The following is a 25,566-nucleotide window of genomic DNA, read 5'->3' as shown; positions in this document are numbered from 1 at the left end:
GATTTTACAGATTTATTTAAAAATCTTAATTAATCTGCTACAATCTGCCGAATCTGCGTGAGACAAAAATCTTAGTGTCTTAGCGCCTTTGCGGCTAAAAAAAATAACCCGCTATGAAATACAAAATAGCTTTTCTCGCAATTCTATTTATTTTCGGAAATCTATTTTCCCAAAATAAATACCGCCTTAAAAATATCTCCACAACCGACGGGCTTTCGCAGAGTTCTGTCATTGCTATTCATCAGGATAAATTTGGGCAAATGTGGTTCGGAACCCGCGATGGATTGAATAAATATGATGGAAGCCGATTTACCATTTTCAGAAACGATGCTGCTGATAAATATTCGATCAGCAACAATGATATTTTGGCAATTGACGAAGATACTTCAGGAAAAATCTGGGTGGGAACTTATAATGGTTTAAACTGTTACGATCCTGTTTCCAATCGTTTTACGAGATATTTGCATACCAAAGCCAATCATACCATTAGCAATAATGCGGTTTGGAGCATTCGTGAAATTGGCGGCGAAATGTGGTTTGGAACTTCAAAAGGATTAACGATTTACAACAAAAAAACAGAGCGTTTTACATCGGTTTTTCATTCAGATGACGATGCTTCTACCCTTCCGAGCAATAATATTCTGAGTATTTTAAAAACCCAAAAAGGCGAAATCTGGATTGGAACTACAAAAGGTTTATGCCAATTGACTAATAGACAAAATGGAAAATTCAGCTTTAAAAATTATCCGTTAAACACAACCGATTTATTAAATGTTCAGTCAGTAATTGAAAACAAAGATGGCAGTTTATGGGTCGGAACAAAAAATAAAGGGCTTTTAAAATTTGATCTGAAAACGAAGGCTTTTGTTTCTTTTCTTTCAGCTGAAAAATATCGTGAAATCAATACTGACATTCGTTCTTTACTAATCGACAATCAAGGTTCTTTGTGGGTTGGTGCGTATGACGGAATTTATATTCTGGGACAAGATAAAAGTCTTCAGAAAATCAATAACAGCAATAATAATAACGGAATCGACAAAGTGAAATCGGTTTTTATGGATCGAAAAGGTTCCATTTGGATTGGCTGTTATTACAAAGGCGTGAATCTTTGGGATATTTCGAATGTCAATTTCTCGAATTACAATCAGAATTCTAAAAAGATTCCGATGAGTTTTGATGTCGTGAGTTCTATTATTGCCGATAAAAATCAGAATATTTATTTTGGAACTGAAGGCGGCGGAATTACCATTTTCAATGCAACTACCGAAGCAGTAAGTTACATCAACAGCAAAACGGGGCAATCGAATAAAAACGACATTAAAGCGATGTGCCTTTCTGACGATCATATTTTATGGATTGGAACTTTTTCGAAGGGATTATCAGCTTACAATACAATTTCAAAACGAATTGAAGATAACAGAATCGCTTCTGATTTAGCTGAATTATTAAAAGAAAGCGGTGTTTATTCGCTTAAAGCGGAAAATAAAATTTTATGGATTGGAACTTTTGGTAAAGGTTTGATTCGTTACGATACTTTGGATAAAACTTTTCAGATTATTGGCAATGATAATACAAAACCAGTTTTTCTGACCAACAACATGGTTCGCAGCATTTTAATCGACAAACAGAACTATATCTGGCTTGGCACTCAAAATGGTTTAAATCGTATTTCGCTTCGAAATTTCAATCCGAAAAAATATACAATAGACCATTACTTTTATGATCATTCTTCGTTGTCTGGCGATGATATTCTGACTTTGTTTGAAGATTCTCAAAACAAAATCTGGATTGGCACAAAAGCAAAAGGATTGCATTATTTTGATGGAAAAAAATTCAGCCGAATCAATTTAAAAATTGGAAACACATTTATTACGTCCATTCATTCGATTCTAGAAGATAACAATAAAAACCTTTGGATCAGTACCAATCAAGGAATTATCAAGTACAATACGATTAAAAAAACGATAGCGATTTATGATCAGAAAGACGGTTTGGCGAGTAATGAATTCAACGATAATTCGGCTTTAAAAGTGGGCGCGAATCGGTTTTATTTCGGAAGTCCGTCTGGAGCAACTTATTTTGATGCGGGTAAAATTTCCTTAAACCAATATGCTCCGCAGGTTTTAATTACCGATTTGAAAATTAAAAACGAAACTGTCAATGCGCATGATAAAGACGGTATTTTAGAAAGAAGTATCGGTTTTACTAAAACCATTATTTTGGATTATGATAAGGCAAATTTCTCGATTGGTTTTGCGATTCCGAATTATATTCGATCAAAAAACAATCAATACAGCTATCGCTTAATTGGATTGGAAAATAACTGGACGACAACTAAAAACAGCGAAGCTAATTTTGCGATTCAGAATCCGGGAACGTATACGTTTGAAGTGCGCGGTGCCAATAACGATGGGGTTTGGAATCAGACTCCGACTACTTTGAACGTTGTGGTAAATCCGGCTCCGTGGCGCAGTATCTGGGCGTTTTTACTGTACGGAATTATCATTGGTTTGGGACTTTACGGTTTGATCTGGATTATGAAATCGAAAGCCAGATTGAAACAAAAACTGGAACTGGAGTATCTGGAAACGCAAAGAATTGAAGAAAACAACAAATTGAAACTGGATTTCTTTACGAATATTTCGCACGAATTCAGAACGCCTTTGACTTTGATTTTAGGTCCGTTACAGCAGATTTTGGCTGATTATAACGGAACCAACGAAATGTACAAAAAGCTTTTGGTGATTGAAGGAAGCGCCAATCATCTGTTAAGTTTGATTAACCGTTTAATGGATTTTAGAAAACTCGAAAACCATCAGGTTACGCTGGAATCGGCAAACGGAAATATCGTCAAATTCACCAAAGAAATCTTTTTATCGTTTATTGAATATGCCAAAGACGGCGGTTACGATTATACATTTGAAACTGAAAATGAAGAAATTCTGGTGTATTTTGACCGATACAAATTGGAACGCGTTTTCTATAATTTGATTTCGAATGCTTTCAGATATACTCCAAAAGGCGGTTCGATCAATATTAAAATCAATCACGATCAGCAGAATCTTTTTATAGCGGTTGAAGATTCGGGAGTTGGCATTTCTGAAGAACATATTGACAAAATTTTCGATTTGTTTTTTGAAGTTCCGACACACAATCAGGTTCAGAAAAATTATAACAAAGGAACCGGAATCGGACTTTCGATCGTAAAAAACATTGTCGAACTTCATAAAGGGAAAATCGATGTTACCAATAAACCTTCTGGCGGCGTTATTTTTACAGTGACTTTACCGCTTGGGCGCGAACATCTGCTTGACAGCGAAATTATTCCGGATTTTAAAATCAGCGACGATATTGCACAGTATCAGGCACAATTGGAACCTTCGGAAGTTATTGAAAATGAAGATCTGGAAGATTTAATTGTAAACGAAGAAAAACAGACCATTTTGTTGGTTGAAGATCATAAGGTTTTGAGAAAGTTCATGAAAAACCTGCTCAAAAAAGATTATAATATTATTGAAGCCGAAAATGGAAAAATTGCTTTAGAAAAAGCGCTGAAATTTGTTCCAAACCTAATCATCAGTGACGTAATTATGCCCGAAATGGTGGGAACGGAATTGTGTTCTAAAATAAAAGAAAACATCAAAACCAGTCATATTCCGGTTATTCTGCTGACTTCCAGATCTTCATTAGTATACAAATTTGAAGGATTGGAAAGTGGTGCCGACGATTACATCAGCAAACCATTCAATTTAATAGAATTCAGACTTCGTGTAAAAAACCTTCTGAGCATGACAGAACGTTTAAAAATGAAGTTTTCTAGCGAAGACAGTTTTATTCCGTCAGAAATCACGGTTTCTTCGCTTGACGAGGAATTATTAAAAAAAGCATTCAAAATTGTAGAAGAAAATATTTCGAACGAACAATTTGATATTCCGTTTTTCTGTTCAGAATTGGGTGTCAGCCGAACGATGTTATTTCTAAAAATTAAAGCTTGGACGAATTGCACGCCAAACGAATTTATTCACGAAATAAGATTAAAACGCGCGGCTCAATTATTAGAACAAAACAAATTAACCGTTTCAGAAGTCAGCTATAAAGTCGGCTTCAACAATCCGAAATACTTTAGCAAATGCTTTCAGAAAAAGTATGGCGAAACTCCGTCGCAATATGCAGACAAATTTTATAAATCTTCTGCTATAATTTAACAAACCTACTGTTTTAGGGACTTAAAAAAGGGTATCTGTATTTTTAGATACCCTTTTTTGTACTTCTATATCGTTTTCGGCATCTACATTTGCGATATGAAAATCAAGAAAAACTACTTCTCATTGCTACAGATTTTATTTGTCGTAATCATCATCGGAATGAGCTTACTGATTTTTTACTACAGCTAACTTTTAACCTTAAAACCAAAAAATGAATGTTTACAAATCACAAAAACAAACCGTTTAAATGGTGTTTACTGGTGTCTTTTTTACTGGTAAATTTCATTGTGAATGCACAGGACAAAAAAGTCACCGGAAAAATTACTTCCAGCGAGGATCAACTCGGACTTCCTGGTGCCAATGTTTATATTAAAAATTCCTCTGTAGGCGCTTCTGCCGATATGGACGGAAATTACTCTGTAATTGTTAATGAAAAAAATGCTGTTTTAGTTTTCAATTTTGTCGGATTTCAAAGTGTTGAAGTTCCCGTTGGCACTAAAAGCGTAATTAACGTAAGCTTAAAACCAGATACCAAAGCGCTAGACGAGGTTGTGGTAGTAGGTTACGGAACACGTAAAAAGAGCGATATTACAGGATCTGTTTCTTCAGTTACGGCAAAAGAACTGACGGCTTTTCCACTTTTAAATGCAGAACAGGCTTTGCAAGGACGTGCAGCGGGGGTTTCTGTTATGACGAATAACGGAGGCGAACCAGGCGCGCCAGTAAAAATCAGGGTTCGTGGAGGAACTTCGATTAATGCGAGTGGAGATGCTTTGATTGTTGTGGACGGGTTTGCAGGTGTTTCTATGCCAGCGCCACAAGATATTGCTTCTATCGAGGTTTTGAAAGATGCTTCGGCAACAGCAATTTACGGATCTCGTGGATCTAACGGGGTTATCATGGTTACGACGAAAAAAGGAAAACCAGGAAAACCAGTAATTGAATTCAGCAATTCGACTTCTGTGCAATCGGTAAATAACAAATTGCATTTATTGAATGCTGATCAGTTTGCGGCGTACAGAAAAAGTTTCACCACACATACGCAAGGTCCTGCAAACACAGATTGGCAAGATGTTATTTATCGTGACGGAATGATTTCGAATACACAATTGTCATTTTCTGGAGGATCTGAAAACGTAAGATATTATGTTTCTGGAACGTATTTCAATCAAAATGGAGTTGTAATCAATTCTGGAATTGATAAATATACAATTGTAAGCAATTTGGAAGCTGATTTATCTCCAAAGTTTAAAGTGGGTTTAAACACTTTTACCAGCAAACAAAACAAAGAAGGAATTGTGAGCCAGACGGGCGCCGGAGGAACGGGTGCTGCGGGTGTAATTGCTTCTGCTTACCGTTTTATGCCAGATAAAGGTATTTATAATGCCGACGGATCTTATACGACTACAGCGCCGATTGGAGACGATATTGACAACCCGTATGCGACAGCAATGGAAAATATTCTGGAAACGGTTTCTATCGTAAACAGAAGTAATTTCTTTGGACAATATCAAATTACAAAAGATCTTGATTTTAAAACGACTTTAGGTTTAACTGATAATAATTCGCAAACAGGAAGATTTATTCCGTCAACTTTAATTGCAGGAAAAAATATCAAAGGAGAAGCTTCTGTAAACAACACTAGATTTTCTTCTTTCTTGACAGAGAATTATTTGACTTTCAAACGTGAAATTATCGACAGAGGTATGCTAACAGTTTTAGGTGGTTATTCGTATCAGAAAAACAAAAACGAAAATTCGTATGCTGGTTCGAGAGGATTTTTAACAAATACAAATTCTTATAGAAATTTAGGCGCTGGAACTGTTTTCTTAAAACCAGATTCTGGTTTATCTGAAACCGAGTTGATTTCTGCTTTTGGACGTTTAAACTTTGATTATGCTGACAAATATTTGCTAACCTTTACAGCGAGACGAGATGGTTCTTCGAGCTTTAGTAAAAATTATAAATACGGAACTTTCCCTTCTGGGGCAATTGGATGGAATATCAGCAAAGAAAACTTCTTAAAAGACAATAAAACAGTTTCTAACTTAAAATTGAGAGCGAGTTATGGAGCAACAGGAAACCCTTCAATTGGTGCCTACTCTACTCTTTCTAGATTTTCTGAAATTTATTATGTGAGCGGTGACGTGATTACCAATTCAGTACAGTTGACTTCATTAGACAATCCGAACTTGAAATGGGAAACTTCGTATCAGCAGGATTACGGAATTGATTTAGGCTTGTTTGATAACCGAATCAGCATTACGGCAGATTATTACAAAACCATTACGAAAGATTTATTGTTCAACCGTCCGCTTCCAGGAATCTCAGGAATTGCTTCTCAGCTTCAAAATGTGGGAGAATTGGAAAATAAAGGATGGGAATTGGGAATTAACACTAGAAATTTTATTGGTGCTGATTTTACTTGGTCAACCAACTTTAACATTTCTTCGAACAAAAACAAAGTATTAAAATTAGCCGATAATAAAGATCTTTTAATCAATTCTGCGCCAGGACATTTCTTGGCAACTGAATCTCAGATTTTAAGAGTCGGACAGCCTGTTGGTTCTTTCTTCGGATTTATTTATGATGGTGTAATTCAGCAAGGTGAAACAGTTTTACCTGGAAATTTTGAAACTGCTCCTGGAGGTGAAAAATTCAGAGATTATAATGGCGATGGAAAACTAGATTCTCAGGATAAAACCATTATTGGTAATCCAAATCCAGATTTCATTTTCGGATTCAATAATGATTTCACTTATAAAAATTTGGATTTGAATATCTTTTTCCAAGGTTCGCAGGGAGGTCAGATTTTAAACTATACTTTGATGGAATTGGCTTCTGGAAATAATAATGCGACAACAGAAGTTTTAGATGCTTGGACACCGACCAATACAGATACAAACATTCCTGCAAATGCGGCTAGAACCAAAAGAATCACTTCAAGATTTGTTTATGACGGAAGTTATATTCGTTTGAAAAACGTTTCTATCGGTTACAGTTTAGACGAAAAAGTAGTTTCGAAAATCGGATTAAGCAAAGTTCGTTTTTACATCAGTGCACAAAACCTTTGGACAATTACAGATTATCCAGGAACAGATCCAGAAACCAACTACTTAAACGACACCAATTCAAGAAGTAACACCAACCTTGGATTAGATTACGGAGGATATCCAAACGTAAGAACGTTCACTTTCGGATTTAATTTAAAATTCTAGTCAAATAAAAAATATCATGAAAAAATATATAGCTTTTTTATGTATCGGAACACTCGCTTTTTTCAGCTGTTCTGATCTGGAAGAAAAACCGGTTGGAATTATTCGTCCGGACAACTTCTTCAACAACACCGACGATTTACAGGCTGCTGTAAACGGAGCTTTTGCCAACATTGGCCACAACAATTACTGGGGAAGAGAATTTACAATTGCCTTAATGCTTCGTGACGATATGTCTGACATTGGCGATAGAACCACACAAGCCGCGCGTATTGATGTAAACGATATGAGCATGAACGATACCAATGCGCTTGTGGCCAACTTTTGGCCTCAGTCTTATGTTATCATTACCGCTGCTAATCAAGCGATTGAAGGTGCTAAAAAAACCCCTGGAGATCCTGCAAAAGTAAACGCGATTGTGGCTCAGGCACACTTTGCGAGAGCATTTGCCTACTATCATTTAGTGCGTCTTTTTGGCGATATTCCGTATGTTGATTTTGTTGTGAATGATGTGAATCAGGTTAATTCAATCGGTAAAACAAAAGAGGCTGAAATTTATCCTAAAATCATTGCCGATTTAGAATTTGCGAAACAATGGCTGGATGACAAACCAAAAGTAAAAGCGGTGCCTGGAAAAGGAACTGCGGCGGGCTATTTGGCTTCTGTTTACTTGACTTTAGGAAATTTTCAAAAAGCGTATGACGAAGCTAAATTTGTAATTACAAACGAAGCTAAATTTGGTTTGGGTCTGGATGCAGATTTTCAGGATTTGTTTAATGCTACAAAAACGGCTTCATTAAAAGAACCTCTTTTTACAATTGATTTTAACAACTTAACTTCAGGAAATTACGGTCAGGATTATACGGCATTTTTTACTGGATCTTTAAAAGACGATAGCTACAGCTACGGACAAGGATTCTCGGTTGCTGTTCCTTCTTTAAAAGTATTCAATACTTGGGATCAAAGAGATTACAGAAGAGCGGTAAGTTTTGATACGATTATCAGAAAGAAAACAGGTCCAGGCGGATCGCTGCAGGTTTATCCGTCAAGCGATAACGAAAAAGCGCCACGTCCGCATATTGCTAAATATTTCCGTTTTCCGGGAAAAGCTGGAGCTAACGGAAGAACTTCACAGCACAACTACATTACGATGCGTTTTGCAGAAGTTTTGCTAACGGCTGCTGAAGCTTTAAACGAAATCAATCCTGGAACTACAGAAGCTGATGGTTACGTAAACCGTGTTCGCGCAAGAGCAAGAAATAAAGCTGGAAAACTGGTTTCTTTTCCTGCAAACGTAACTCCAGGACTTTCTCAAACCGATTTCAGAAAAATGGTTATTGACGAAAGAAGATTGGAACTGGCTTTTGAATATGTGAGATGGTACGATATCAAAAGGCTTAAAATCGGACCAGAAGTTTTTGGACCAAACGGTTTAGAACCGCATGCTAATTTCGATCCAAACAGAGATTACCTATGGCCATTGCCAGGAACTGAATTGGCTATTAATCCGAATTTACAACCGAATAATCCCGGTTACTAATTGTTGATTATGGTACGCGGATGACACAGATTCGCTTTCGCAAAGACGCTGATTTTAACGGATTTTTTTCTTTTTGGTTGTCATTGTTTCACGCAGATTTAAAAATGATTTTGGCAGAGAGCGCAGAATTAAAGTTCCCGCAGATTGGGCAGATTGAGCAGATTTATTTCAAAAAAATCTTTAAAATCTACGTGAAACAAAAAAATCCGCTCAATCTGCCAAATCTGCGAGAGTAAATTTAAAAAATCTTTTTAAATCTGCTTCAATCAGCAAAAATCTGCGTGAAACAAAACTAGCGAAAATCCGCGTCCAAAAAAATATATATTTTAAATATGAAGAATGTCAATTTTGTTTTTCTAATTCTGGGTTTTGCATCGCTGGCAACAGCGTGCAAACCTGGGGTTAATCCTCAAACAACAACTTCTGCTGCGACAGAAAAATTATTGAAAACCCGTTACCAAATGCTGCTCGATTATCCAGTCGATTCGATGTCGATGCCGAGAAGCATGAACATTAAAACAATGGAAATTCGAAAAGTTCCGTCAAGAGACTGGACAAGCGGATTTTTCGCTGGAAATCTCTGGCAATTGTACCGTCTAACAGGCGATTCCCGATACAAAGAACAAGCTCAAAAATGGACTCCTTTTAGCAAAAAAGAAAGTGTCAATAGTAATTCGCATGACGTAGGTTTTAAAGTGTTTTGCAGTTTTGGAGAAGCGCTGAAAGTGGAAAACAAGAAAGAATACGAAGCTGTAATTGTTAAAGGCGCCGAAACTTTATGCACAAGGTTTAGTCCAAAAGTGGGTTCTATTCGTTCTTGGGATTTCAACAAAGAAATCTGGGATTATCCCGTAATCATCGATAATATGATGAATTTGGAGTTGCTTTTTGAAGCATCTAAAATATCTGGAAATCCAAAATACCGTGACGTTGCCATTAAACATGCTAACACGACTTTAAAAAATCAGTTTAGAGCAGACAATTCGTGTTATCATGTTATAGATTATAATCCGAATACGGGAGAAGTTAGAAAGAAAACGACTTTGCAGGGTTACAATGACGATTCGGTTTGGGCGCGTGGCCAAGCTTGGGCAGTTTACGGATTTACGATGTCGTACCGATACACCAAAGATCCCGCTTATTTGAAACAAGCTGAAGGAACCGCAAAGTTTTTTATGACGAATAAAAATCTGCCAGAAGACGGAATTCCATATTGGGATTTTAAAGATCCGAGTATTCCGAATTCGGCTCGTGATGTATCTGCCGCAATGGTGATGGCTTCTGGACTATACGAATTGTATACTTACACCAAAGATAAAAGCTATCTCGCTTTCGCGGATAAATTAATGGCTTCCGTACAATCTGAAAAGTATATTTTAAGTACAGAAATCAAAGCCCCTTTCCTACTCGATCACAGCACAGGAAACTGGCCCAAACACGACGAAATCGACGAACCAATTATTTATGCCGATTATTATTTTCTGGAAGCTTTGCTTCGCAGAAAGTAACAAAGATGCAGAGTTACAAAGTAACAAAGTTTTTTGCCTTTGAGCCTTTGTCACTTTGTCCCTCTGAACCTAAAATGCTATATAACCTATGAAAAAACCACTGTACCATTATAATACATTTTACATTTTTATTACCCTTGTTTTTGTTCAAATTTGTCTGAGCAGCAGTTTTGCTCAGACAAAAACAAACATTAACGACAATTGGCAGTATTTGGAAAATCATACTGCCAACCTCAGCGAAGCTCAAAAAGCTTCTAACTGGATTTCTCTAAACTTGCCACACACTTGGAATGCCGAAGATGCCACCGATTTAAATCCGGGCTATCGACGCGATGCGAGCTGGTACCAGAAGAATCTCAATATCTCTAAAATTGATCAAAATCAGGTTTATTCGCTTTATTTTGAAGGATCAAATGTTACTACGAATGTTTATGTAAACGGTAAAGAAGCTGGATCGCATATTGGCGGTTATATTGGTTTTTCTATCGATATTACTAAATTCATTAAAGAAGGAAACAACGACATTTTTGTTCGTGTAGACAATAGTTATGATATCGAAATTATTCCGTCTCAAAAAAGTGATTTCTTTATTTATGGCGGAATAACGCGCGACGTTTGGTTGGTTTCGAAATACAAAAGCCATATCGAAAACCTGAAAATAACTACGCCTGAAGTTTCAGCTAAAAAAGCTTCCGTACAAATTGTTTCGTCCATTATAAATCCAGAGAATTCAAAAGATTTGTCCCTTACTGTAACTTTAAAAACTCCAAAAGGAAAAAAAGTTGCGAGCAAAACGATTACCGTTTCTGATAAAGTTTCAACCATCACTTTCGAAAACATCAAAAACCCAGAGCTTTGGGATACTGAAAAACCGAATTTATATAAACTGACGGCTTCTTTATCTGAAAAAAATCAAGTTAGAGACAGCGTTTCAGAAAAAGTTGGTTTTAGATGGTTTGAGTTTAAAGATCATGGCCCTTTTTATCTTAACGGAAAACGTTTATTAATTCGCGGCACACATCGTCATGAAGAACAAGCTGGAGTTGGCGCTGCCATGAGCAACGAACAGCATTGGGCCGATATGAAATCGATAAAAGAAATGGGCGCAAACTTTGTCCGTTTGGCACATTATCCGCAAGATCCTGAAATTTACAAAGCTTGTGATGAACTAGGATTATTGGTTTGGGATGAATTGCCATGGTGTCGAGGCGGAATCGGAAATGAGGTTTGGAAAACCAATACCAAAAATATGCTGGCGGAAATTATCAATCAAAATTACAATCATCCGAGTATTATAATTTGGTCTTTAGGAAACGAAATGAACTGGCTTCCTGACTTTCCTGACGGAGACAATGCTGATAAAATGAATGCTTTTTTAACGGAACTAAATGACATTTCGCATAAGTTAGATCCGACAAGAAAAACAGCGATTAGAAAGTATTATGAAGGTTCGCATATTGTAGATGTATTCTCGCCTTCGATCTGGTCGGGCTGGTATTCTGGAAGTTACAAAAGCTACCAAAAAGCAATTGATGTTTACAAAAAAGAATACAAACATTTTATTCATGCTGAATATGGCGGAGATAGTCATGTTGGCCGTCACAGCGAAAAGCCAATAACGGGCGAAAATGTAATAAAATCTGAAGGTTGGGAAGAAGCGATTGTTCAAACCAAAGTGGCCAACATTGCTCAAATTGGCGATTGGAGCGAAAATTATATAGTTGATTTGTTTGACTGGCATTTGCATATATCCGAGAATGATCCAACGTTTGTGGGAAATATTCAGTGGGCATTTAAAGATTTTGCAACGCCGTTACGTCCAGAAGATGATATTCCGTACATGAATCAAAAAGGTTTGACAGATAGAAACGGAATTCCAAAAGATGCCTATTATGTTTTTAAAAGCTACTGGGCGACAACACCTTTCGCGTATATCGAATCGCATACGTGGACAGAACGCCAAGGTCCTGAAAATACACCGCGAACCATCAGTGTTTTCAGTAATTGCGAAAAAGTAACTTTGTTCCATGACGGAAAATCATTGGGAGAAAAACAACGAAATCTTTCCCTTTATCCTGCAAATGGATTAACTTGGGATGTCAATTTCAAAAAAGGGGAAAATGTTTTATTAGCTGTTGGAAAAACGAAAGATGGCAAAACAGTTTCTGATACCTTAAAAGTGAATTATCGTTTCAATAAAAATGATACGGCAGTTTCATTACAATTGTCATCAGAAAAACTAAAAAATGGGAATTATTTAGTTACTGCAATTGCAATCGATAACAATAATTTACGCTGTCTGGATTATGAAGCAAGCGTGTATTTTCAATGTTTAAAGGGAGGAAAAACATTGAAAAACCAAGGAACACCAACAGGAAGTGAATCGATTAGAATGGCAAACGGTAAAGCTTCGATTGAAGTAATTCCAGATGGTTCTGGAAATCCGATAGAAATGACGGCTTTGAATCAGAGTTTTAAAGGAGAATATTTGATTGTTCCTGTTCGATAGAAGGTTCTGAGGTTCTGAGCTGCTAAGGTTCTAAGTTTTTTGTTTCACGCAGATCTTAAGGGATTTTGGCAGAGATCGCAGATTTAATTTTCTCGCAGATCTGGCAGATTACGCAGATTATTTTTCGATACGGCTTGTCTTCCTGAGCGGAGTCGAAGGACACACAAGTAGCTCGACAAACAAAATCGCCAATCTTTGTAGAGTTTCTTACGTGTCCTTCGACTCCGCTCAGGAAGACAAAAAATGAGAAAACTTTGCGTCTTAGCTCCCGATAACTATCGGGATTGCAAGAAGCAAAAACAAAAAAACTTTGTGCCTTAGCGCCTTCGTGGCAAAAACAAAACACAATTACAAAAACAAATTAATACAAAAAATGAAAAAACTATTAACCGCATTACTCCTAACCTCTTCCGTTTTGGTGTCTGCACAAAATCTAATCTCAAACGTACCCAACCGCAATACCACTTCGTTAAACGGAGTATGGAATTATATCATCGATCCGTATCAAACGGGATTTTACAGCTTTCACTTGGATCAATATGATAAAAATGAAAAAGCGCCAAAAGGAGCTTTTTTCAGCAATTATCATGCTCAAAACAAACAGGAATTAGTAGAATATGATTTCGATAAATCGCCAACAATTACGATTCCAGGCGATTGGAATTCACAGGTTCCTGAATTAAAATATTATGAAGGAAATGTATGGTTCAAAAAGTCGTTTGATTATAATTTAGCACCTAAAAAACGTCTGTTTGTATATTTGGGAGCTATCAATTACAAAGCTGATGTTTATTTGAATGGGAAAAAACTAGGTACGCACGAAGGCGGATTTACACCATTTAATTATGAAGTAACTTCGATTGTAAAACCAAAAGACAATTATCTGGTTATTAAAGTTGATAACACGCGCCACAAAGAAGATGTTCCGACAGTAAATACCGATTGGTGGAATTACGGAGGAATCACGCGCGATGTGACTTTGATTGAGGAAGATGATTCTTTTGTAGAAGATTACACCATTCAGCTTAAAAAAGGAAATGCTGCGGTAATTTCAGGCTTTGTAAAAATCAATAATCTAAATTCGACTCAAAATGCCGTTTCGATTTCGATTCCAGAATTGAAAATCAATTACAAAGGAAAAGTTGGCGCTGACGGAAATCTGAATTTTGAAATTCCTGCGAAGAAAGTTTCATACTGGTCGCCAGAAAATCCAAAATTATATGATGTTACGATTGATTGTAATGGAAAAAAATTAAGCGATAAAATTGGTTTTAGGACTATTGAAACCAAAGAAGATAAAATCTTGCTTAACGGAAAACAGATCTTTTTACGTGGAATTTCTATTCACGAAGAAAATGCCAAAGGCGGTCGCGCTAATTCTGTTGAAGATGCTTTGCGTTTGTTAAACTGGGCAAAAGAAATGGGCTGTAATTATGTTCGTTTGGCACATTATCCGCATAACGAAAACATTATTCGTGAAGCCGACAAAATGGGAATCATGGTTTGGGAAGAAATTCCAGTGTATTGGACAGTGGAATTCACAAACAAAAATACCTATCAAAATGCCGAAGATCAGTTAACGGCTTCAATAATAAGAGATAAAAATAGAGCTAGTATCATTATTTGGTCAATGGCAAATGAAACACCAATTTCTGAAGCAAGAAATACTTTCATTAAAAATTTGGCATCACACACGAGATCATTAGACAATACAAGATTAATCAGTGCGGCTTTATTAACAAAAAATGAAACTATAGATGATCCAATTGGTGAAGTTTTAGATGTTGTGGCTTTCAATCAATATCTAGGCTGGTACGGCGGAAATCTGGAAGATGCTGAAAAAAAAGTCTGGAAATCGAAATACAACAAACCAATTGTGGTTTCTGAATTTGGAGGCGATGCGAAAGCTGGTTTTCACGGAGAAAAAAACGAACGCTGGACAGAAGAATATCAGGAATACTTATACATTCAGAATTTAAAAATGATTGAAAAAATTCCTCATCTAAGCGGATTAAGTCCGTGGATTCTGGTTGATTTCAGATCTCCGAAAAGATTGCTTCCAGGGATTCAGGATGGTTATAATCGTAAAGGTTTAATTTCGAATGACGGAGAGAAAAAGAAAGCATTTTATATCATGCAGAATTTTTATGCTAAAAAGAAAAGCGAATATTAAAACAAAGTTTATCTGTAGAGGCGCACTGCAGTGCGTCTACACAACGGGGAATCACAATACGTTAGACGCACTGCGGTGCGTCTCTACAGTAAAAAATGACGAAAAAAGAAAAACTGTTACCAATTCATTAACAAAAAACCGACTTGAATTTATATGATTTTTCTTCATTATTAACTTACTTTGTGATAATCTAAAAAAATTGTAATCCTATGAAAAAATTATGTTTATTGGCAGTTACTTTGTTTACTGCTTTTACAGTTCAGGCTCAAGATGTGGTAAAATTTGCTCCGCTTGACAATAGCCCTGTTGATATTTCTTATTTCCCAAACAAAGCCGTAAAATTCAAAAAAACGGATACTCCAAACCCAGTTATCAAAGTGACTTACGCAAGACCTTCTGCAAAAGGAAGAACTATTTTTGGTGACGTTGTTAAGTTTGGCGAAATCTGGAGAGTTGGTGCTAACGAAAACACAGAAATTAAATTCTACAAAGACGTAACTATTGGCGGTAAAAAAGTTCCTGCTGGATACTACAGTTTATTTGCTATTCCTGAAAAAGATAAATGGACCATCATTATCAATAAAGAATTGGATTTATGGGGTGGTTATGCTTACGACGAGAAGAAAGACGTAGTAAGAGTTTCTGTTCCTGTTAAAAACGTTTCTGATGTAATCGAAGCTTTATCTATTGCTTTTACAACTCAAGGGAATGTAGCTAATTTAGTTATTGGTTGGGATAAAACTACGGTTGAATTGCCAATTACAGTTAAGTAATTTTTAATGATATAGGCCACGAAGGCACAAAGTCGCAAAGTTTTTTAAGCTTTGCGATTTTTTTTTGCCACGAATTTCACGAATTGCACTAATTATTATTTTAATTTTTAAAAAAAATATAACCGCAAATTACACAAATTTTCACAAATTATTTTTAAATCTAATTTGCGAAAAATTGCGAAATTTGTGGTTTAAACTTTTGCAAAGATTTTCGGTTTAGTAGAAAAAAATTAGTGTAATTCGTGTAATTCGTGGCTAACTAAAATCCTTTTAATTGAAATAATCTGTGGCTTTAAACCTTCACAGTTTCTATAATTTTATCCAAAGTAATTGGTAAATCGCGAACACGTTTTCCTGTTGCGTTGAAAACAGCATTGGCAATTGCAGGCGCCATTCCAACTAAGGCAGTTTCACCAAGACCTTTTGTTCCCATTGGATTACTGATTGGATCTTTTTTATTGACGAAAAACACTTCTTGCTTCTCAATATCGGCATTTACGGGAACATGATAATCGGCAAAATTATTATTGATCGGACGCCCAAAACGATGATCGATTTCCAGAGCTTCCATTAATCCCATTCCGATTCCGCCAACTGCTCCACCGAACATTTGTCCCGCAGAAGTTTTCTGACTGATAACTGTTCCAATATCGGCACAAGAAACGACATGTGCTAAACGGATTTTACCCAAATTCGGATTCACTAATACTTTCACAAAATGAACAGAGAACGAATAAATCGAATATTTCTTTGCTTCTTCCACAGCTTTAGAAAGATTCTCCACTTCAAGATTCTCTAATTTATTAGTGCTTAAAAGCGAAGTCAGAGCAATCGATTTTGATTTGTCTTTTTTAGAAGAAATTAATCCGTTTTCGAAAGTCAGATCCGTAATTGGAATTCCTTTAAAAGTTGCATTTGTTCCTGCTAATTCCAGTACTTTACTAACCAATAAATTACAGGAATCATGCACTGCCGAACCTACAGAAGAAGTCGTTGCCGATCCTCCTTGCGTTGGTCCTTTTGGTAAACCGCTTTTTCCCATTTCGATGATCACATTTTCAGATGGAAGACCTGTAATTTCAGCTCCAATTGCCGTCATCATGGTCGCGGTTCCAGGTCCCATATCATTTACACTGCACTGTAATACTAAATCACCATTCGCAAGAAATTTTGCTTTTACCGAAGTCGGACTTCTATAACAGCCAAAAGTTCCAGTTCCCATTCCGTAACCTACAAGCCAGTTTCCTTCTTTCACCGAGCCTGGTTCGTTTTTACGGTTTTTCCAACCAATTTTTTCCATACCCGCTTCGTAGCATTCTAAAAGGAATTTACTGCTCCACGGTTTATTTTGTTCCAGATCTTTTTCTGCATAATTGCGTTTGCGAAATTCAATCGGATCTAAATTTAATTTATAAGCCATTTCATCCATGGCAGATTCTAAGGCAAAAGATCCCGTTGCTTCTCCCGGTCCGCGCATCCAGATTGGCGTGCAGGTATCCAAAGGCACAATTCTATAACGAGTTGAAACATTCGCACAATCATAAATAAATCGCGACATATTTACCGTTCCTTCCATAAAATCTTCATAACTCGAAGTCATCGCAACGGCTTCATGAGTCAATCCCGTTAATTTTCCGTCTTTAGTTGCACCCAATCCCATTTTCTGAATGGTATACGGTCTAAAACCAACATTGGTAAACATCTGCTCACGATGCAAAACCAGTTTCACCGGACGATTTAATTTTTTTGCCCCAATTAAAGCCGCAATTTCATACGGCCAAGTATGCAATCCCATTCCGAATGCACCACCAATATATTCTGCATGCACCTCAACATCTTCTACAGGAACGCCAAAAACCCCGGCTACACTTTTGCGTGTTCCTTCAACTCCTTGACTTTTAGTATACAAAATAGGTTTATTTCCATCCCATTTCGCAATGATATTAGCCAATTCCATTGGGTTATGAACTTCGGTCGGAATCGTATATTCTGTTTCCAAAACAACTTCGCCATTTTTATAACCGTCATGCTCGCCACGATGATAGTCGTTTCCTTTATCTGTTTCGACTTTTTTCTCTTTATCGGCAGCTTTTTGAAGTTCGGTTGAATGTTCTTCTTTAAAATAATCCGCTTTAATTAAGCTCGCTGCGTAGCGCATACGTTCAAAAGTATCCGCAATGACCAAAGCAATCGGCTGATCGTAATACAAAACCGAATCGTCTTTGAAAATCTGCAGCGGCTGGCCAAAATTATGTTTGTCTTTTGCTTTTTGATACCCCGAAGGTTTATCTACATTTAAATGTGTAATCACCGCCAAAACTCCCGGTGCCCATTCTGCTTTTTTGGTATCTATAGTCTTGATTCTTCCTTTTGCGATCGTGCTTCCAACAAGGCAAGCATAAACAACTCCAGATGTTTTATATTCAGCCGAATATGTTGCAGAACCTGTTACTTTAGCAAATCCGTCAACTCTATTAATATTACTTGTTTTGCTCATAATTGAATTATTTTGATGCTGCTATTGTAAGTGCTTCTGTTACTGCATTTCCTCCAAGCGTCAATTTAAAATCATTGCCGCCGTATCCTCTTGCGCCTTTCATAGACAGATTTCCTGCTTGTTTAAAAACCTCTTCTGAAACTGTTTTTCCTTTCAAAAATTCTTCGGTTTCTGTTAATCGCCAAGGTTTATGTGCCACACCACCCATAGCGAGTCTGGCATCATTTATCTTGTTATTTTTTATATCTAAAGCCACAGCAACTGAGACCAATGCAAAAGCATAACTTGTTCTGTCACGAACTTTTAGATAATGAACATTTTTAGTAAAATTATTATCTGGAATTTCAACTGAAGTAATCAATTCTCTTTCATCCAGTTTATTGTCTTTTTCAGGCGTATTTCCTGGAAGTCTGTGAAAATCTGTAAAATTAATTTCTCGTTTTCCTTTTGGCCCTTCCACAAAAACTTTCGCGTCAAGCGCCGCCAAAGCCACGCACATATCACTCGGATGTACAGCTATACAGCTGTCAGAAGCGCCAAAAATAGCATGCATTCGATTAGAACCGCCAATAGCGCCGCATCCGCTTTTGGGTACTCGTTTATTGCAAGGCATATCGTTATTGTAATAATACGAACAGCGTGTTTTTTGCAACATATTTCCTCCCACCGTTGCCATATGACGAATCTGCTGTGATGCTCCCGCCGCCAAAGCCTGAGCAAGTAAAGGATATTTTTCTTTTATAGAAGCATGTTCGGCAACCTGACTATTTTTTGCCAATGCTCCGATTGAAACTTTTCCTTTTAAAAATTCTATTTTCTTTAAATCCAATCCGTTGATGTCGACCAATTTGTCTGGTGCGACAATATTCTTCTTCATCAAATCTATCAGATTAGTTCCTCCGGCAATAAACATTGAGGAGTTGTCTTTGGATTTTCCTGTCACTGCCGAAGCAGATGATAACGCTTTTAATATCTGAAAGTTTTTCATAGTTCCTTCCCTCCTTCCTTCACTTCAGTTATAGCATCAACAATATTATGATAAGCACCGCAACGGCAAATATTACCGCTCATGTACTCGCTTATTTCTTCTCTGCTGTTGGCATGACCTTCTTTGATGCAGGCAATTCCCGACATAATTTGTCCCGGCGTGCAATAGCCGCATTGAAATCCATCGTGTTTGATAAAAGCTTCTTGCATGGGATGCAGTTTTTTGCCTTTAGAAAGTCCTTCGATTGTAGTTACCTGAGCGTTTTGCTGCATCGATGCTAGAGAAAGGCATGACAAAATTCGGGTTCCATTTACGTGAACGGTACACGCACCACATTGTCCGTGGTCGCAACCTTTCTTGGTTCCTGTAAGCTGTAACTGTTCGCGAAGCAAATCGAGCAAAGTGGTTCTTGGCTCAATATTCAGATTGTGTTTTGTGCCATTTACTTCAATAGAAAGCGGTACGGTTTCTAAATACTCCGCTATTTTTTCGTCCCATTTCTTTTCTGATGCCATTACCAATGAAGGCGGCGTCAGCGCCAAAGCGGTAAAAAGTCCCGATTTCTTTATAAAGTCACGGCGGGAATTAGCATCCTCGGGCGTTACTTTATTCTGGTTTGTTTTTTTAGAAGCCATTCAGTCTATTTGTTAAATTAGCCAATTCACTTTTGTTATTCTAACAAATTTAGCGATCTTCTGTAAGAAAAAATTATAAAATTCAAACATTACTCTTATTTAGAATAATTACAATTTTACTTTTTTAAACCATATAAGTGATGTAAGTTTAATTAAGAAGAGGACTTAAATCTCTTATATTACTTATTTGGTTTAAAAACTTTGCGAAATTTATCATGTAATGTTTTTTTCTCGCAGATTTGGCAGATAAATCAGATTATTGTTGCGTTAAGAGATTTCGCAGATTTTTTAAAATATACTAAAGAAATCTGCAGAATCAGCAGAATCTGCGAGAAACAAATTATCCCTTACTTAAACTTATATCACTTATATGGTTTAAAAACTTTGCGCCTCTTCTTTCTGAGATTTATTATGCAAAGTTTTTTTCTCGCAGATTCTGCAGATAAAGCAGATTATTGTTGCGTTAAGAGATTTCGCAGATTTTTTAAAATATACTCAAGAAATCTGCAGAATCAGCAGAATCTGCGAGAAATAAATTATTCCCTTACTTAAACTTATATCACTTATATGGTTTAAAAACTTTGCGCCTCTGCGACTTTGCGAGATTATAAAATTGTATTTTTACTTTTTAAGCAAAAATATATGTCGCAACAGCCAATTATTTATCTGGATAATAATGCTACAACCCGCGTTGATGATAGGGTTTTAAATGCTATGCTTCCTTATTTTACGGAATTTTATGCCAATTCGACTGCTTCGCATATTGCAGGTTTAACGGTTCAAGAAACGGTGGAAAATGCTACATGGCATACGGCTGATTTGATTAATGCTGATGCTGATGAAATCGTTTTTACTTCTGGTGCAACTGAGGCGATCAATCTGGCGATAAAAGGTCTGGCTCATCAAAATCGTAAACATATTGTAACAATTCAAACAGAACATAAAGCGGTGCTCGAAAGCTGTCGTTTTATGGAAAGTATTGGGTTTGAGGTTACTTATCTTCCAACTGCATCAGACGGGGTTTTAGATATTCAACTTTTAAATGAAATAATTACAGATAAAACATTGGTTTTCATCGGAATGTTTTCAAATAATGAAACAGGGGTCATACAAAATATCAGTGCTATTTCTAAAATTTTAAAAGCTAAAAATGTGCTTTTTCTATGTGATGCAACACAGGTGGTAGGGAAAATTCCGATTGATGTAAAAGAACTCGGAATTGATCTTTTGACTTTATCGGCACATAAATTTTATGGCCCGAAAGGTGTTGGTGCTTTGTGTGTTTCGGCGAAAGCCAAAATTAAACTGCAACCTCAAATTCTTGGAGGCGGACAGCAACGAAAATTACGCAGCGGTACGCTTAATGTTCCGGGAATTATTGGTTTAGGTAAAGCTTGTGAAATAGCTGCAAATGAATTAGATGAAAATCAGAATAGAATAAAACTATTGCGAGACAAATTAGAGAATGGCTTATTGCAATTTGAAGGTTCATTCGTAAATGGTAACATCGAAAATAGGATTTATAATACTTCAAATATTTGTTTTCCAGGCGTCAATTCAGAACAGCTTATTTTGGGTTTGGGGAATATTTCGGTTTCAAATGGCGCTTCTTGTTCGGCTGTAACTTCTGAACCCTCGCATGTTTTAAAAGCAATGGGATTGTCAGATGAAGAAGCTTTGAGTTCAATTCGCTTTAGTCTGGGAAGATTTACAACTGCTGAGGAAATTGATATTGCTATTGAACGGGTTTTGGAATTGGCTCGACGGTTACGTGTGTGAGTTTTTTTTACTAAGTCGCTATTTGATTTTGCCACGAAGGCGCTAAGACACTAAGTTTTTTAATCTCACAAAGTTTTTCTTTTTTTGCCACTAAGGCACTAAGTTTTTTTAATCGCGCAAAGTCGCGAAGTCGCAAAGTTTTTAATCAAAACTAAACGTAATCCAATCTTAAAAATAATCTTTGCGCCTTAGTGTCTTCGTGGCAAAACCCCTTTGCCCCTTTGTCACTCTGCCCCTTTGTCACTCTCAAAAAGAAACTTCAAATAATCTTCTTCGGTATCGATATCAATATTTCCCTTTTCGAAAGGAACAGAAACTACATCTTCAGTATATTTTTTTAGGAGTTTTTTGGCTCCTTCCTGCCCTTTTAATTCTTGGAGTTCTTGGAAGTATTTTTGACGAAATAAAACTGGTATTCCTAAGGTTTCGGCGTAAGCTGAAGCTGCTATTCCTTTTTGGCTTTTCTGAGATTCGCTGATTAAATTTTCAAAAATAGAATTCGTTACAAAAGGCTGATCACAAACTGTTAGAATGCATTGTTCGCAATCTGGATTTAGAAATAATAAATCTGCAATACCTTTTACTATGGAAGAAGACATTCCGGTTTCCCATTCTGGATTGAAAGAAATTGTTATTTCAAGCGACTGAAGCTCTTTTCCAATTAAATCATGATTAGAACCTATTACGACTATTACAAATGAGTTTTCAACCTTTAAAGCTTCTGAAATGGTGTTTTTCAAAAGAGTCGTTTCTTTATATTCTAATAACTGCTTCGGTCTGCCTAATCTGGAAGAATTTCCTGCGGCTAAAATGATAATGCCTGTTTTATGTCGAAATTTATTCTCCATAATAAACTTCATCGTGTATTTTACCCGATTTGTATTTTAAAGATGTTCCTATTCTGGCAGATGCGACGGCTTTAATTTCAGAAATAATAGATAGGGCAATTTCTTCAGAAGTTTCGGCTCCAATATCTAAACCAACAGGACTATGAATTCGGCTTAATTGTTCGTCGTTTACCGTAATTCCTTCTAACAAAAGATCGTCGAGCATTCGACTGAATTTTGACTTTGGACCGAGAATTCCAATGTAATGGCAATTGGTCTGCAGTAACGATTTTAAAACCGCCAGATCATATTTGTAATTATGTGTCATCAAAACAAAATAAGTCTGATCGTCAATCGTTATGTTATCTAGAAATTGCTCTGCTTTTACAACCGAAACCTGACTCGCTTTAGGAAAACGTTTTGCAGTTGCATGTGTAGCACGGCCTTCGCCAATGCTTATTTTCCATCCTAAAACAGCAGCCATTTTTACAAGTGGCTGAATATCGTTTCCTGCTCCCGCAATTACTAATGAAATAGATGGTTTTATATATTCTATCAATGCTTCACTGTCATTTTCTTCCTGAAGTTTCTTTACTACAGAAATTTTGCTTTTTAGCACTTCTTTTACATCAGAAATCAAGCTCAAAGCTTCGTTATTATGGCTTAAAATCGGACTGTCTTTTCTAAAAAATAAAGTGGTTCCCATTTGAAAAGCGTTTCTTTTTAAAGAAAAAACTGTCACTATTACGGCTTCCTTTCTTTCTAATTCCAATTGCTGTAAAAGCTGAATTGGATTATTTTCTACTTCGTCGTTTATGTATTCAAAAAGAATATGAACAATTCCGTTGCATCCGAGTTGTAAGCCTACTTCAGCATCATCTTGATTACTTGTATTATAAGTAACCAATTTATTTTGTTTTTGATGGATGGAAAGAAGTGCTTTTCGCAGTGCATCTCCTTCAAGGCATCCTCCGCTTATAGCGCCTGTCAGCAATCCGTCTTCTGTCACGAGCATACGCGCGCCAGGCTGTCTATACGACGAACCTTCGACTTTAACTACCGTAGCCAAAGATGCTTTTTTTCCTGCTTTCTTAGCTTCAGAATATGCTTTTAGAATTTCGCTGATTTCTTTCATATAAATATCTTCCTAACAAAAATAAGGAATTCTTTTAAAGGGAAATAATTCCCATAACAAATGCCGTCTGTACAGCTTCGGCGGTATTGGTGACTTTTAATTTTTCAATGATATTCTGCCTGTGGCGTCTTACCGTATAAACCGAAATATGCATTTCTAATGCAATCTGTTCGCTTTTATTTCCTTTTGCAACACTTGTCAAAACTTCAATCTCTCTTTTCGAAAGTATATTTTCTGTATTGTTTTTATATTTTTCAGGTCCGATTACTTCGCCAGTTTTTATATTAAAAATCTTTCCATCAATTCCAGTTCGAGGCTGTAAATCTGTTGACGGCAGATACAAACATAGAGCAAGAGAAATGCTTCCGTTATTAAACGTATTCAAATAAATCGTTCGGTGATTGATATAACTAATTTTATCATTAGAATCCTTCATTCGTAGTCGGCTGAAGGTACTGAAATTACTGTATTCTTCTTTCGGAATTTCTTTTAAAAACTGATAAAAATTAAGCTCCAAAACATGCCTTTCGACCAAATCATCTGAATTGATTTTAGTAAAAATGCATTCTTCAAAAGCAGAATCAATTTCGGAATTTTCATCTGGAAGTCCGAAAACTGCACCGAAGCTGCCTGAATAAATGTAACTTTTGTCCAGCTGATAATCTGATAAAACAGCTACACATTGTTCTATTTTGACATAATTGCGTACAAATTGCTTGTACATTTCGATATCATTTGATTCTCCAATCTCAAATTTCTGTTCTAAAAAGGTAGTCATTAATTGGTTTTCGACGGAAGAATTCTGTGGCATTTAAAAGTGCAATTGGTTAATTTTACGTATTGCCCTTTTTGAAAAGCAACTTTATTTTTGAAAAACTAAAAATATTACTTTCTATCTCAAAAAAATAATCTATGAAAACATTTTTTTATAACACCATTATTATTCTTAGCCTTTCTGCTTTAATGAGCTGCAATAATAAAAACGAAATTGCTAAAACAACAATGAAAGAAGAAACAAAAACTGATTCTGCATTTGTAAATGGTTCACCTTGTGATATTAAATTATCTTCTATCCATTTTACAAAAGCGGTTAACGGCGCCGATACGCTGATAAAAACGGAAGCAAACGAAAAAATCGTTTTTAAAGCGGGCGAGAAATCAGATTACTTTTCTGATCCAGACGGAAAATTATCCAATACTACTGCACCAATGCTTTTGTCTAAAGTAGACAATACAAAACCTTTTACGCTTACCGCGAAAGTTACGCCGGAGTTTACAAAAACAGGTTTGTACAATGCCGGTGTTTTATACATTTATGTAAACGATAGTTTTTATCAGAAGTTTTGTTTTGAACAAGACGAAAGAGGCAATCATAGAATTGTCACGGTTCGTACTATGGGAACTTCTGATGATAACAATCACGATGTGGTAAAAGAACCTACTGTTTACATGAAAATCTCTTCAGATACTAAAACAGTTGCAAGTTATTATTCGCTAGACAAAAAGAATTGGCAAATGGTTCGTTTATACAAAAATAATTACCCTAAAGAAATCTGGATGGGAATTAGTACGCAATGTCCTGTAGAAAAAGGTACGCAAAGTATTTTTGAAGAAATCAACCTAGAAGAAAAAAGTGTTTCTGATTTTAGATTAGGAATTTAAATTTTAGATTTTAGATTTTAGATTTTAGATTTTAGATTTTAGATTTTAGATTTTAGATTTTAGATTTTAGATTTTAGATTTTAGATTTTAGATTTTAGATTTTAGATTTTAGATTTTAGA

At 36.3% G+C, this 25,566-nt stretch carries 15 protein-coding genes; 9 read left to right on the top strand and 6 right to left on the bottom strand.

Going from position 1 to position 25,566, the window contains the following annotated elements:
- Nucleotides 1-113 precede the first annotated feature (113 nt).
- The 7 genes from AC3E9W_RS16910 to AC3E9W_RS16880 all read left to right on the top strand — a co-directional run bounded on the left by AC3E9W_RS16910 (nucleotide 114) and on the right by AC3E9W_RS16880 (nucleotide 15,923).
- Nucleotides 114-4,205, top strand: a complete 4,092-nt coding sequence (locus tag AC3E9W_RS16910; RefSeq protein WP_488769253.1) for a two-component regulator propeller domain-containing protein — start codon at nucleotides 114-116, stop codon at nucleotides 4,203-4,205.
- Between the two features lie 215 nt (nucleotides 4,206-4,420).
- Nucleotides 4,421-7,423 carry a SusC/RagA family TonB-linked outer membrane protein gene (locus tag AC3E9W_RS16905; RefSeq protein ID WP_488769252.1) on the top strand — a complete coding sequence of 1,001 codons (3,003 nt, stop codon included), beginning with the start codon at nucleotides 4,421-4,423 and terminating at the stop codon, nucleotides 7,421-7,423.
- A 16-nt stretch (nucleotides 7,424-7,439) separates the two neighbouring features.
- Nucleotides 7,440-8,960, top strand: coding sequence for a RagB/SusD family nutrient uptake outer membrane protein (locus tag AC3E9W_RS16900; protein WP_488769251.1), 1,521 nt, complete (start codon nucleotides 7,440-7,442; stop codon nucleotides 8,958-8,960).
- A gap of 332 nt (nucleotides 8,961-9,292) precedes the next feature.
- The gene (locus AC3E9W_RS16895) at nucleotides 9,293-10,468 is read left to right on the top strand and encodes a glycoside hydrolase family 88 protein (RefSeq protein WP_488769250.1); all 1,176 of its coding nucleotides are present in this window, start codon (nucleotides 9,293-9,295) and stop codon (nucleotides 10,466-10,468) included.
- An 88-nt stretch (nucleotides 10,469-10,556) separates the two neighbouring features.
- Nucleotides 10,557-12,977: a glycoside hydrolase family 2 protein gene (locus AC3E9W_RS16890; RefSeq protein WP_488769249.1), complete on the top strand. Its 2,421-nt coding sequence runs from the start codon at nucleotides 10,557-10,559 to the stop codon at nucleotides 12,975-12,977.
- Between the two features lie 373 nt (nucleotides 12,978-13,350).
- Nucleotides 13,351-15,150: a glycoside hydrolase family 2 protein gene (locus tag AC3E9W_RS16885; protein WP_488769248.1), complete on the top strand. Its 1,800-nt coding sequence runs from the start codon at nucleotides 13,351-13,353 to the stop codon at nucleotides 15,148-15,150.
- 209 nt (nucleotides 15,151-15,359) lie between these two features.
- On the top strand, nucleotides 15,360-15,923 hold the full coding sequence (locus AC3E9W_RS16880; protein WP_488769247.1) for a DUF2911 domain-containing protein: 564 nt from the start codon (nucleotides 15,360-15,362) through the stop codon (nucleotides 15,921-15,923).
- Between the two features lie 292 nt (nucleotides 15,924-16,215).
- Here AC3E9W_RS16880 and AC3E9W_RS16875 read toward each other — a convergent pair whose 3' ends face one another.
- From AC3E9W_RS16875 to AC3E9W_RS16865, 3 genes are read right to left on the bottom strand one after another with little or no spacing between them, the layout of a single operon-like run.
- On the bottom strand, nucleotides 16,216-18,420 hold the full coding sequence (locus AC3E9W_RS16875; protein WP_488769246.1) for a xanthine dehydrogenase family protein molybdopterin-binding subunit: 2,205 nt from the start codon (nucleotides 18,418-18,420) through the stop codon (nucleotides 16,216-16,218).
- Nucleotides 18,421-18,427: 7 nt separating this feature from the next.
- Nucleotides 18,428-19,408 carry an FAD binding domain-containing protein gene (locus AC3E9W_RS16870; protein ID WP_488769245.1) on the bottom strand — a complete coding sequence of 327 codons (981 nt, stop codon included), beginning with the start codon at nucleotides 19,406-19,408 and terminating at the stop codon, nucleotides 18,428-18,430.
- Nucleotides 19,405-20,043, bottom strand: coding sequence for a (2Fe-2S)-binding protein (locus AC3E9W_RS16865; RefSeq protein ID WP_488769244.1), 639 nt, complete (start codon nucleotides 20,041-20,043; stop codon nucleotides 19,405-19,407). Before AC3E9W_RS16865 ends, AC3E9W_RS16870 begins: the two co-directional genes overlap by 4 nt.
- Nucleotides 20,044-20,685: 642 nt before the next feature.
- Between AC3E9W_RS16865 and AC3E9W_RS16860 the strand changes: the two genes are divergently transcribed.
- Nucleotides 20,686-21,822 (top strand): cysteine desulfurase family protein, encoded by a 1,137-nt coding sequence (locus AC3E9W_RS16860; protein ID WP_488769243.1) that lies wholly within the window; start codon nucleotides 20,686-20,688, stop codon nucleotides 21,820-21,822.
- A gap of 224 nt (nucleotides 21,823-22,046) precedes the next feature.
- Here AC3E9W_RS16860 and AC3E9W_RS16855 read toward each other — a convergent pair whose 3' ends face one another.
- The 3 genes from AC3E9W_RS16855 to AC3E9W_RS16845 are packed head-to-tail and all read right to left on the bottom strand — an operon-like array spanning nucleotide 22,047 to nucleotide 24,562.
- A complete protein-coding gene (locus AC3E9W_RS16855) occupies nucleotides 22,047-22,670 on the bottom strand; it encodes a nucleotidyltransferase family protein (RefSeq protein WP_488769242.1) in 624 nt (207 codons plus the stop codon).
- Nucleotides 22,660-23,784, bottom strand: a complete 1,125-nt coding sequence (locus AC3E9W_RS16850) for an XdhC family protein (protein ID WP_488769241.1) — start codon at nucleotides 23,782-23,784, stop codon at nucleotides 22,660-22,662. Before AC3E9W_RS16850 ends, AC3E9W_RS16855 begins: the two co-directional genes overlap by 11 nt.
- A gap of 34 nt (nucleotides 23,785-23,818) precedes the next feature.
- Nucleotides 23,819-24,562, bottom strand: coding sequence for a response regulator transcription factor (locus AC3E9W_RS16845; protein WP_488769240.1), 744 nt, complete (start codon nucleotides 24,560-24,562; stop codon nucleotides 23,819-23,821).
- A gap of 134 nt (nucleotides 24,563-24,696) precedes the next feature.
- On the opposite strand from AC3E9W_RS16845, the gene AC3E9W_RS16840 reads away from it, so the two are divergent.
- Nucleotides 24,697-25,446, top strand: coding sequence for a DUF1349 domain-containing protein (locus AC3E9W_RS16840; protein ID WP_488769239.1), 750 nt, complete (start codon nucleotides 24,697-24,699; stop codon nucleotides 25,444-25,446).
- Nucleotides 25,447-25,566: the final 120 nt, after the last annotated feature.

This window comes from Flavobacterium sp. 38, assembly GCF_057799715.1.
The sequence above is the reverse complement of the archived record's forward strand: the minus strand, read 5'-3'. Positions and strand labels throughout refer to the sequence as shown.